Source organism: Pseudomonas sp. RG1 (genome assembly GCF_025910115.1).
GTDB classification, from domain to species: Bacteria; Pseudomonadota; Gammaproteobacteria; order Pseudomonadales; family Pseudomonadaceae; genus Aquipseudomonas; species Aquipseudomonas atacamensis.
This window is the reverse complement of sequence record NZ_JAPCIK010000016.1, coordinates 99,174-111,120: the sequence shown is the minus strand read 5'-3', so window position 1 is coordinate 111,120 and position 11,947 is coordinate 99,174. Positions and strand designations below refer to the sequence as shown.

The 11,947-nt window shown below is 59.8% G+C and carries 8 protein-coding genes; 6 read left to right on the top strand and 2 right to left on the bottom strand.

Annotated features, from left to right (window positions below; translation table 11 throughout):
• The first annotated feature begins 126 nt into the window (after window positions 1-126).
• The 3 genes from OK411_RS10010 to OK411_RS10000 all read left to right on the top strand — a co-directional run bounded on the left by OK411_RS10010 (window position 127) and on the right by OK411_RS10000 (window position 3,765).
• Window positions 127-867 (top strand): phosphoadenylyl-sulfate reductase, encoded by a 741-nt coding sequence (locus OK411_RS10010; RefSeq protein WP_217879652.1) that lies wholly within the window; start codon window positions 127-129, stop codon window positions 865-867.
• 576 nt (window positions 868-1,443) lie between these two features.
• On the top strand, window positions 1,444-2,982 hold the full coding sequence (locus OK411_RS10005) for an NCS1 family nucleobase:cation symporter-1 (RefSeq protein WP_130927118.1): 1,539 nt from the start codon (window positions 1,444-1,446) through the stop codon (window positions 2,980-2,982).
• Between the two features lie 54 nt (window positions 2,983-3,036).
• The gene (locus OK411_RS10000; protein WP_207807402.1) at window positions 3,037-3,765 is read left to right on the top strand and encodes an aspartate/glutamate racemase family protein; all 729 of its coding nucleotides are present in this window, start codon (window positions 3,037-3,039) and stop codon (window positions 3,763-3,765) included.
• A gap of 131 nt (window positions 3,766-3,896) precedes the next feature.
• Here OK411_RS10000 and OK411_RS09995 read toward each other — a convergent pair whose 3' ends face one another.
• Window positions 3,897-4,820, bottom strand: a complete 924-nt coding sequence (locus OK411_RS09995; protein WP_038861975.1) for a LysR family transcriptional regulator — start codon at window positions 4,818-4,820, stop codon at window positions 3,897-3,899.
• A gap of 125 nt (window positions 4,821-4,945) precedes the next feature.
• Here OK411_RS09995 and OK411_RS09990 point away from each other — a divergent pair, with 125 nt between their 5' ends.
• Window positions 4,946-5,692, top strand: coding sequence for a 3-oxoacyl-ACP reductase family protein (locus OK411_RS09990; RefSeq protein WP_056784118.1), 747 nt, complete (start codon window positions 4,946-4,948; stop codon window positions 5,690-5,692).
• 62 nt (window positions 5,693-5,754) lie between these two features.
• Here the strand turns inward: OK411_RS09990 and OK411_RS09985 are convergent, their stop codons facing one another.
• Window positions 5,755-6,450, bottom strand: a complete 696-nt coding sequence (locus OK411_RS09985) for an HAD-IA family hydrolase (protein ID WP_264364809.1) — start codon at window positions 6,448-6,450, stop codon at window positions 5,755-5,757.
• 239 nt (window positions 6,451-6,689) lie between these two features.
• Between OK411_RS09985 and OK411_RS09980 the strand changes: the two genes are divergently transcribed.
• Together OK411_RS09980 and OK411_RS09975 are read left to right on the top strand one after the other, a co-directional pair.
• Complete coding sequence (locus tag OK411_RS09980; protein ID WP_264364808.1) at window positions 6,690-11,471, top strand: RHS repeat protein; 4,782 nt, start codon at window positions 6,690-6,692, stop codon at window positions 11,469-11,471.
• Window positions 11,468-11,899 (top strand): DUF6896 domain-containing protein, encoded by a 432-nt coding sequence (locus tag OK411_RS09975; RefSeq protein WP_264364807.1) that lies wholly within the window; start codon window positions 11,468-11,470, stop codon window positions 11,897-11,899. The genes OK411_RS09980 and OK411_RS09975 overlap by 4 nt, the downstream gene beginning before the upstream one ends.
• Window positions 11,900-11,947: the final 48 nt, after the last annotated feature.

Genomic DNA, 11,947 nt, shown 5'->3' with positions numbered 1-11,947 from the left:
GGCCGAACTCTAGCGTCTGCACCAGACGCGCGCAACGCAGAGGACGCCCCGGCCCCGGCAGCTTTTTGTTACCATCGGCCCCCTATAGAGCGCCCGAGCGCCATTGACCTGTAGGAAGCCGCCCTGATGAGCCCATCGTTCGACGTCGTGGAACTCGCCACGACCTATGCCAACAAATCCGCCCAGGACATACTCAAGCTCGCCTTCGCCGAGTTCGGCGATGACTTGTGGATATCTTTCAGCGGCGCCGAGGACGTGGTGCTGGTGGACATGGCGTGGAAGCTGAACAAGAACGTCAAAGTGTTCAGCCTCGACACCGGCCGCCTGCATCCGGAGACCTACCGCTTCATCGAGCAGGTGCGCGAGCATTACCAGATCGATATTGAAATCGTCTCGCCGGACTACACGAAACTCGAACCGTTCGTGAGGGAAAAAGGCCTGTTCAGTTTCTACAAGGATGGCCACGGCGAATGCTGCGGCATCCGCAAGATCGAGCCGCTGCGGCGCAAGCTGTCCGACGTCAAAGCCTGGGCCACCGGCCAGCGCCGCGACCAGAGCCCGGGCACCCGCAGCGCTGTGGCGGTGCTGGAAATCGACACAGCCTTCTCGACACCGGAACGCACCCTGTACAAGTTCAACCCGCTGGCGCAGATGACCAGCGAGGAGATCTGGGGCTACATCCGCATGCTCGAACTGCCGTACAACAGCCTGCACGAGCGCGGCTTCATCAGCATCGGCTGCGAACCCTGCACCCGCCCGGTGCTGCCGAACCAGCACGAGCGCGAAGGCCGCTGGTGGTGGGAAGAAGCCACGCAGAAAGAATGCGGCTTGCACGCGGGGAATATCATCAGCAAGAGCAAGGTTTGATCACTTGCTGAAATGAGTTCCCCTGTGGGAGCGAGCCTGCTCGCGAAAGCGCAGTTCCAGTCAACGTTTCAGTTGCCTGATCCACCGCATTCGCGAGCAGGCTCGCTCCCACATTGATAGGTTCCAGGCACACAAAAGGTGTACACAAGGTTGTCACCATCGGTGCCATTTATGTGTGCACTTTCAGTTCTGACGCCCTGAAAAGTTACACTTCCCAGCAAAATCCCCATCTGCTTGCCCCTCTGCAAACTCCCTCCCCTGAAAAAAATTCCTGTCCAATCGATCAATTTATATCGCCTGTTTTTCAGCCACTTATGTTGCATCGATAACTATTCGAAATGAGCTCTGCCGCTCATAGATTCGCAACTGGCACAAATCTGGCTTTATCGCATACATGTTTTGTATACAAAACTGCAAAACATGCACACTTTCGATCCGCAAGCCTGAAGCGCCCTATCCCGTACAGGCTGCAGATGCCCCGTAACCAGTGATGTTTTCACCGCTGCGACGAAGATTTGTCGAGCCTGAGCGCTCATGCACAGTCATCGCGGGAGTGAACGTCAGGAGCCTGCCGGAATGCGTACAAGTCTTTCGAATAACATCGCGCTGAATCTGCCCTCCTCCACGCTCGATCAACCGTTGCCCGATGACGGACTGAGCGATCCGCTGCAACTGAGCCCGCGTCTGCACAACAGCGATCTGGCGCCGACCAAAGCCGAAGGCCGGCGCTGGGGCCAGTACAGCATCTTCGCCCTGTGGACGAATGATGTGCACAACATCGCCAACTACTCGTTCGCCATCGGCCTGTATGCGTTGGGCCTGGGCGGCTGGCAGATTCTGCTGTCGCTGGGGATCGGCGCGGCGCTGGTGTACTTCTTCATGAACCTGTCCGGGTACATGGGGCAGAAAACCGGGGTGCCGTTTCCGGTGATCAGCCGGATCAGTTTCGGCATTCACGGTGCGCAAATTCCTGCATTGATCAGGGCGGTTATCGCCATCGCCTGGTTCGGTATTCAGACGTATCTCGCCTCAGTGGTATTCCGCGTCTTGCTGACTGCCGTGCATCCGGGCTTCGCTGAATACGATCACAACTCGATTCTCGGCCTGTCGACTCTGGGCTGGGTGTGCTTCGTTGCCATCTGGCTGGTGCAACTGGCGATCCTTGCCTACGGCATGGAGATGGTGCGCCGTTACGAGGCATTTGCCGGGCCGGTGATTCTGCTGACCGTAGCCGCGCTCGCCGGGTGGATGTACTTCCAGGCCAACGCGACCATTGCCTGGTCGATCCGCGAGCCGCTGACCGGTGGCGAGATGTGGCGCAACATCTTTGCCGGCGGCGCGTTGTGGCTGGCGATCTACGGCACGCTGATCCTCAACTTCTGCGATTTCGCCCGTTCTTCGCCGTGCCGCAAAACCATCAAGGTGGGAAATTTCTGGGGTTTGCCGGTGAACATTCTGGTGTTCGCTGCGATTACTGTGCTGCTGTGTGGCGCGCAGTTCCAGATCAACGGGCGAATCATCGAAAGCCCGACCGAGATCATCGCCTCGATCCCCAACACATTCTTTCTGGTGCTCGGCTGCCTGGCTTTTCTGATCGTCACCGTCGCGGTGAACATCATGGCCAACTTCGTCGCCCCGGCGTTCGTCCTCAGCAACCTGGCGCCGAAGTACCTGACCTTCCGCCGCGCCGGGCTGATCAGCGCGACCATTGCCGTGCTGATCCTGCCGTGGAACCTCTACAACAGCCCGCTGGTGATCGTGTATTTCCTGTCGGGCCTAGGCGCCCTGCTCGGCCCGCTGTACGGGGTGATCATGGTCGACTACTGGCTGATCCGCAAAGGCCGGATCAATGTGCCGCAGCTCTACAGCGAAGACCCCAACGGCGCTTATTACTACAGCCGTGGCATCAATTTCCGCGCGGTGGCGGCGTTTATTCCTGCAGCGCTGATCGCCATCGTCCTGGCCCTGGTACCTGGTTTCCACAGCGTTTCACCGTTCTCCTGGCTGATCGGTGCCGGTATCGCCGGCATGCTTTACCTGATCATCGCCAAACGCCAGACGCATTACGCCGAAGTCAGCGGCGAATGCATCGCTGTGGATAACGTCAGCCATTGATCCCTTCGCGGCCCGGTTTTCGGGCCGCACCACTGCCCGCAATAAGGATTTTCCATGCGTATTCTCGTGGTCAACGTCAACACCACCGAATCCATCACCGAGGCCATCGCCCGCTCGGCGCAGGCCGTCGCTTCGCCCGGTACCGAAATCGTCGGCCTGACCCCGTACTTCGGCGCCGAATCGATTGAAGGCAATTTCGAAAGCTACCTGGCCGCCATCGCCGTGATGGACCGGGTGATGGCCTACGACCAACCCTTCGACGCCGTGATTCAGGCCGGCTACGGCGAACATGGCCGCGAAGGCTTGCAGGAATTGCTCAACGTGCCGGTGGTGGACATCACCGATGCGGCGGCCAGCACCGCGATGTTTCTCGGCCATGTCTACTCGGTGGTGACCACGCTGGATCGCACCGTGCCGCTGATCGAGGATCGGCTGAAATTGTCCGGCCTGTGGGATCGCTGTGCCTCGGTGCGCGCCAGTGGTCTGGCGGTTCTGGAGCTGGAACACGAACCGCAGCGCGCACTGGAAGCGATTGTGCAGCAGGCCGAACTGGCGGTGACCCAGGACAAGGCCGAGGTGATTTGCCTGGGCTGCGGCGGCATGGCCGGGCTGGATGAACAGATCCGTCGGCGCACCGGCGTGCCGGTGGTGGATGGCGTGACAGCGGCGGTGATGATTGCCGAATCGCTGGTGCGTTTGAAGTTGTCGACGTCGAAGGTGCGGACTTATGCGACGCCACGGCCGAAGAATATTGTTGGCTGGGCGCAGCGCTTTGCTCGATAGACCGAGTTATCGTTCATCGCGGGCAAGCCCGCTCCCACAGGGTTTTGTGTTCTTTGCAAGATGTGTGAGCAACTCAAAACTTGTGGGAGCGGGCTTGCCCGCGATAGCCGCAACTCGGTTTGGTGCCTGGCTCAGATAGCACTAAACCGCCGCCCCAATCCCTGCTCAACAAACTGTTCAATCACGAAATCCACAAACGCCCGGGTCTTGCCCGGCAACAATTTGTGCTCGGCGTAATAGATCGAAATGTTGCCGTCATCGACAAACCAGTCAGGCAGCACCCGCTGCAACGTCCCTGCCTGAAGATACGCGACCGCAAACGGCATGCTCACCAGCGCAATGCCCAAACCTTGCATCGCCGTTGCACAGGCAGCCTCGGAATCACTCATGGTCATCCGCACCCGCAACATCAGCGGACTGTGTTGCTGATCGCGGTGAGTCAGTTGCCAGGAACGCACGCGCCCGGTCTGCGGTGAGCGAATCAGAATGCCGTCGTGTTGCTTGAGGTCATCGGGATGGCTGATCGGCGCATGTTTTTGCAGATAGTCCTCAGATGCCACCAACACCCGATGCGCCGGTGTCAGCCTGCGCGCAACCACGCCTTGCGGCAGTTCAAAGCCGCCACCAATCGCCGCGTCGAAGCCCTGCCCGATCAGGTCGACTTGGCGGTTATCGAAATGCCAGTCCGGGTTGATCGCCGGATAGCGCCGCAGAAACTCACCGAGCAGCGGCACGATATACAGACGGCCGAACACCGTGCCCATGCTGACTTTCAGCGTGCCGGCCGGTTGCCCGCCGGCACTGGCCAGATTGGCCACGGCATTCTGGATGGTGGTCAGGCTGGCGCTGACTTCACTCAAAAACAGCTGCCCCGCTTCGGTCAGGGTCAGGCTGCGTGTACTACGCTGGAACAGCCGCACGCCAAGCCGCGCCTCCAGTTTCGCCACGCTTTTGCCGACCGCCGCCGGGGTCAAGCTCAAGCGTCGCGCGGCTTCGGCAAAGCTGCCGACTTCGGCGCTGCGCACAAAGCATTCGATACTGCTGAACGTTTCCATGATCGCCACTATAAACTTTTGGTTTACACAGACTATAGCAATCATGGTCTACCCGGTTGTCGATGCCACGCCGATACTCGGCACCAACACCAAGGCATTCCGCCTTGAACACTTGGAGATCGAACATGACCACTCAACACCTCAGCGGCAAAGTCGCTCTGATTCAAGGCGGTTCGCGCGGCATCGGCGCGGCCATCGTCAAACGTCTGGCCGCTGAAGGCGCCGCCGTCGCGTTCACTTACGTCAGCTCCGCCGCCAAAGCCGAGGAACTGCAGAACAGCATCACCGGCAACGGCGGCAAAGCCCTGGCGATCAAGGCAGACAGCGCCGATGCCAGCGCGATTCGCCACGCCGTCAGCGCCACCGTCGAAGCGTTTGGGCGCCTGGACATTCTGGTCAACAACGCCGGCGTGCTGGCCATCGCGCCGCTGGAAGATTTCAAACTGGAAGACTTCGATCAGACTTTGGCCATCAACGTGCGCAGCGTGTTCATTGCTTCGCAGGAAGCGGCGAAACACATGGGCGAAGGCTCGCGGATCATCAACATCGGCAGCACCAACGCCGACCGCATGCCCTTCGGCGGTGGCGGCGTGTACGCGATGAGCAAATCGGCACTGGTCGGCCTGACCAAAGGCCTGGCCCGCGATCTCGGCCCACGGGGCATCACCATCAACAACGTGCAACCTGGCCCGGTCGACACCGACATGAACCCGGCCCACGGCGAATTCGCCGACAGCCTGATCCCGCTGATGGCCGTCGGTCGGTACGGCACCGCCGATGAAATCGCCAGCTTCGTCGCCTACCTGGCCGGGCCGGAAGCCGGTTACATCACCGGTGCCAGCCTGACCATCGACGGTGGTTTCGGCGCCTGACAGACCGGCAAAAAAAAACGCCGCCCTTCTTTATAGGAAGGGCGGCGTTTGTGTTTAAGCGGTCAAGCCAGTTCCAGCATCGGCAGGCCAAATACGCTGGGCGTGAAATCTTTCAGCGAGCGGATAATGCCGTCAGCGTGAGCATATTTCTCGTCTGCCATTGCTGCGTCGGGGATGGCGACTGCGGTCATGCCTGCCGCTTTCGCTGCGGTGACGCCGAACGGCGAATCCTCGAACACCAGACAATCCTTGGGCGCAACGCCCAAACGCCGGGCGGCGGTGAGGAAAATATCCGGCGCCGGTTTGGCTGCGCCGACTTCCGGATCGTCCGCCGTGACGATGAAATCGAACAGCGCAAACCACTCACGGTGCAAGGTGGTTTTCTGCCCGAACGACTGGCGCGACGAACTGGTGCCCACCGCGATCGGGATGTTGTGCGCTTTGAGGTGACGCACCAGCGCTTCGGCCCCCGGCATCGCCTGCGCCTTGGGGAAACGCTCGCGCATCAGCGGCTCGCGAATCTGCAGGAATTCTTCCGGACTGATCGGTAGTTCCAGCGCCTGCACCACGTAATTGGCCAGGTCATTGGCACCGCGACCAATGATGTTTTGTTTGACGCTCCAGTCGAAGGTTTTCCCGTAGCGCCCGGCAATCAGCGAGGTGACCTCGGTGTAAATGCCCTCGGTGTCGAGCAGCAAACCGTCCATATCGAAAATCACGGCCTTGATCGGGCCGAACGTCTTCAGCGGTGCATTCATCATCGGATCCGTTAACAAAGACATCCCGGGCGACAGGCAACGTGCCGCAACGCGGATCTGATTAATGGGTTCAGCAGCATAGCGAGGCCGATGGACATTGAGCAACGGGCAATGCCATCGACGCCTTTTCGCATTTAGCGAAAACTCCTACAGACACTGCCTACTTCCCCGACTTCTTTCCTTTTTGATCCCCCGCAAAGTCCGCGCTCCCGTTTTTTCACATGCGCGAGCGACTGCGAATGTTTCAACCCGATCAGCTCCTGGCACTGAACAACAGCATCGGACTGCTGGTGGTGGCCGCCCTGAATCCGAAGCAGCCAGATTTCGAAGCGCTGATCGACGAGTTCCGCCTGTGCCTGAACAACTACGACGCCTGGGCCGAGCAGTTCTGGACCGGGACCGCGCTGGACATCGAGCAGGTGTTCAAGGTTGGCAATGACGTACAACTGAGCGCGCCGATCACCTCGCGCGCACCCATCAGCTCATCGGTAGTCATGTGCCCGGCCAACGGGTCGCTGACCCTGGTGCATTTGTTTGAAGCCGCGCGCTTCGTGCCGATCGGCGATACCCCGGTGACCCTTGAGCCGCTGCTGGGCGACGTCGACGGTGTGCTGACCTTCGGCGAACCACTGCGCTACACCATCGGCCCGAGCGGGATCCTCGAGGTCACCGATTGCGTGCGGAGCCAGCGCTACCGCGTCACCTTCTTTCCCGATGTTTCTACCGACCATGTCCGCGCCCTGTATGCCTCATATGAAGGCGTGATTGCCGGTCTTGAAGGCTGGCTGCGCAGCGAATGGACAGGCTTCCAACCGCAATGGGCGGAGTTTTCCAGCGCCGGTTTTCTTGATCGTTACGGGCAGTTGCAACGGGCCGATTGGCGCGGTCTGGAAAAAGCTTTGAATGGCGTATGGGATGACATTCAACAACTGTTCGCCCTACTCGCCGATCTGCAGGAGCACAGCGCGAAGCTCCTGGAATACCTGAGCGAAGTCGAACTTGAGGCGCTGCTGGCGGCTTCCAGCGAGGCGATTGCCAACGCTTTGTTGATGCTCAGCGACGAGCCGTTGCTGTTCATTCATCTGGCCGCGTTCACCAGTTGGCTGAAGATGCTGCCGCCGCAATACCTCGCCGAGGTGGTGGCCGAAGTTCGCACCGAGTTGCTCATCAGTTTCCTGTTGATGCGCGTGGCGGGCGGTGCCGGCGTATCGCTGCGTTTGAGCAGCAAGGTCCTGGCGAAGATCAAGTCGCCACGGGCGCGGGAATGGCTGGCCGCGTCAGCCTTACGTCTGGCTGAGCTGACTTCGACGCCAGAGCTCAAGCAGCACGCGAGCACACTGAAGCCGCTGATGTTTCATGCCCGCGAGGTGGAGCTGAAGCCGACGCCATCGATTCCGCTGAACATTCGCCAGGCCGACGCGGTGGTATTGAGCGTGCCGAATCCGGCGCCGCTCGCGCGGGAAAAATCCCAGGGCATGGCGCGCCTTGAGCGCCACGAGCCACATGACGACGCGCCCGACCAATCGAAAAACCCCAACGGCGATGCCGCCGATTGCGTGCCCAAAACCTGTACCAATGGCTGCCCGGTGTCGATGGTCACCGGCGAAGAACTGCTGACCCTGACCGACGCGGTGCTCGATGGCGTGCTGCCCTTCGAGTTCACCCGCTTGTACCGCAGCAGCGCGGTCGAGATCGACATCGGCCTGGGTTTCGGCTGGAGCCATACGCTCGCGCATCGGCTGGCCTTCGACGGCGATGGCGTGATCTGGATCGACCACGAAAACCGCCGCACTCGTTTTCCCCTGCCCAACGTCGCGCGCCCGGCGATCCACAACAGCCTGTCGCGGGCGGCGATCTTTCTCGGCGAGGAACCCGAAGAACTGATTCTGGCGTTGGCCGGCGACAGCGCGCGGTTCTATCACTTTCGCGCCGGCCGGCTGACCGCAATCAGCGATGTCTACGGCAATCGTCTCACCCTGCAACGCGATCGCTCCGATCGCATACAGCGTCTGGACAACGGCGCCGGCCGCTCATTGCTGTTGCGTTATGACCGCGCGCAACTGGTGGCGGTCGAGTATCAGGTGTTCGTTCAGGGCGAGTGGATCACCGAGCAGAACCTCGCCACCTACAGCTTCGATGCCCGGCAACGCCTGCTGGTCGCGACCAACGCGGTGGGCGACAGCGAACGCTACGACTACGACGACCACCACGTCATCCTCCAGCGCCAGTTGACCGGCGGCGCGAGCTTCTTCTGGGAGTGGCAACGCGAGGGCAAAGCCGCCCGCTGCGTGCGCCATTGGGCGTCGTTCTCGCAGATGAACACCCGTTACGTCTGGAACGATGACGACGCCAGCGTGACCGTGCATTACGTCGACGGCACCGAAGAAGTCTACGTCCACGACGAGCGCGCGCGGCTGGTGCGCCAGGTTGCGGCCGATGGTGGCGAGCAGCTCAAGGCCTATGACCAGCAGGGGCGCTTGATCGCCGAGCAGGATGCGTTGGGCGCGGTCACCGAATATCGCTACGACGAACTTGGACGGCTGATCGCGCTGATTCCGCCGGACGATGCACCAACGTCCTACGAGTACCGCAACGGTTTTCTCTACAAGCGTTGCCGTGGTGAGGCGGTGTGGATCTACCGGCGCAACGCCGAAGGCGCCGTCACCGAAGCGGTCGATCCCGACGGCCAGGTCACCCATTACTACTACAACCTGCGCGGCCAATTGCTGTCGCTGCGTTATCCGGACAGCAGCCGCCACCGCTGGGTGTGGAACGAGCTCGGCCAGCTCATCGAAGAAACCCTGCCCGATGGCGGTGTGCGGCGCTTTTCCTACGACGCTCTGGGCCGGCGGATTACCACCCAGGACGAATTTGGTGTCGTCAGCCGTCAGGAGTGGGACGCCGCCGGCCGACTGATCCTGACGACTTCTCCTACGGGCAGCACGCGCGCCTACAGCTACGGCGCCTACGGCCAGATCACCGCAGAACGTGACGAGCTCGGTCGTATCACCCGCTATGAATATGACGATGACCTGCACCTGGTCTCGCGGCGGATCAACCCCGACGGCACCCGCGTGCAGTATCGCTATGACCATGCGCGGCTGTTGCTGACCGAGATTGAAAACGAATCGGGCGAAAAGTACCGCCTGGATTACACGCCGACCGGGCTGATTCGACAGGAAACCGGGTTTGATGGGCGCCGGACTGCCTATGCCTACGACCTCAATGGTCATTTGCTGGAAAAGACCGAGTTTGGTGATTTCGGCCCCAGTCTGGTCACCCACTACGAGCGCGACAAGGCCGGGCGCTTGCTGGTCAAAACCCTGCCCGATGGCGCCAAGATCCGCTACGACTACGACCGCCTCGGTCGGTTGATCGGTGTCGATGACGGTCAGAACCATCCGCTGGCTTTTGAGTATGACCGTCAGGATCGCTTGATCACCGAGCATCAGGGCTGGGGCACCTTGCGCTACGCCTATGACGCCTGCGGTCAGCTCAAGCGCCTGCGCCTGCCGGACAACAGCAAGCTCGATTATCACTACGCCAAGGGCGGTGCGCTGAGCGCCATCGACCTCAACGGCACGCCGCTGACCCGGCATGTGTATCAGTCCGGTCGCGAACAGCAACGCCAGCAAGGTCTGCTGCTCAGTGAGTATTCCTACGACGATCAGGGCCGCTTGCTTGCCCACGCTGTAGGTCATCGCCACGCCTCGCTGTACCGCCGCGATTATGCCTACAGCGCCAACGGCAATCTCGAGCACATCGCCGACAGCCGCCACGGCCAGCGTACTTATGGCTACGACGCCCTCGACCGGTTGATCCGCGTACGCCACTCGCGCGACGAACTGCCCGAATCCTTCGCCCACGACCCGGCCGGCAACCTGCTGATGCAGGACCGCCCCGGCCCCGCGCAGATCAAGGGCAACCGCCTGCTGATGCAGGGCGACCGCCATTACGACTACGACGCCTTCGGCAACCTGATCCGCGAACGCCGAGGCCACGGCCAGACCCTGGTCACGGAATACCGCTACGACTGCCAGCACCGCCTGATCGGCCTGACCCGCCCCGACGGCCAGACCGCCACGTATCACTACGACGCCTTCGGCCGGCGCATCCGCAAAACCGTCGACAGCGCCGTCACCGAATTCTTCTGGCAAGGCGAACACCTCGTCGCCGAAAGCAGCACCACGCAATACCGCAGCTTCCTCTACGAACCCGGCACCTTCCGCCCACTCGCGATGCTGGATGGCAAAGGCCCGAAAAAAGCCTGCCCGTTCTACTACCAACTCGACCACCTCGGCACCCCGCAGGAACTGACCGACTACAGCGGCGAAATCGTCTGGTCCGCGCAATACGACGCCTACGGCAAAGTCGCCGCCGTCACCTTGGCCGGCGAAGACTATCTAGATCAACCGCTGCGCTTTCAGGGGCAGTATTTCGATGTTGAAAGTGGGCTGCATTACAACCGGCATCGGTATTACGACCCGAGGCTTGGGCGGTATCTGACCCCGGACCCGGTGAAGCTCGCGGGCGGGTTGAATCAGTACCAGTACGTGCCGAATCCGACGGGGTGGGTGGATCCGTTGGGGTTGACGTCCAACTGCCCGCCGCCGAATAAGCCTGGGTGTGAGGTGCCGGGGGCGAGTGATGGGGTTAAGGTTGATGAGGGGGAGCCGGATCTACCGGGATTGATCCACGGTGTGGACGCAAGATCTTTGAAGCGAACGCACGCAATCTCGGGGAAAAAATCAACTAAAACGGTTGAAGCAACGGCGAGCAACATGCGCAGCGGCGGATATAATATTCGCTTCCCCATCCATGTGGCTGAGCATGAAGGTACGCTATATATTTTAGATGGGCATCATCGTGCAGCGGCTGCGAGACAAACAGCAACGCCAATAATCATGAAACTGATCACAAATATAAAAGAACATAAAAGTAATTTTGAAACGATAGAAGACGTAATTGAGTCTGCTGAAAATGTTGGGTTTGATCGACTGGAGCCTCAGCGAAGACGATGAATGACTATAACGATACAACGCTCGAAGATCTCATCAAAGACTTTCTTAGTAAAGTGCAAAAAGGAACAACGCTATTACAAGAAAAATTTGGCACTCGAAACATCCTAAGACTTTGGAGGAGCGGCCAAATAGAACGTTGCGGAGAAGTCAACGATGGCGTCGAATATGAATTACATGGCATAGGCTGTGCTATTCATTTTCCCAATGAATCAGTGGATTTCGATTACGGCTCGAATAACAGGATCGATGGTTTTGATGAGTGGCGCCTTTACATGTACGCGACGGACCGGCCTTTAAAATATAAAAAATACACTGACATGAAATTTCTTGAGAGTGAGTTCAAGACCTATATAGATGCAGGCAGAATCGAAAAAATGTCGCCCTCCGATGACCTCTATGTATTTATCGACTCAACCGAAAATGACTGAACAAAGATACGTGGGGGCCTGAAAGCTCAGGCCCTTTAAATCAGTATT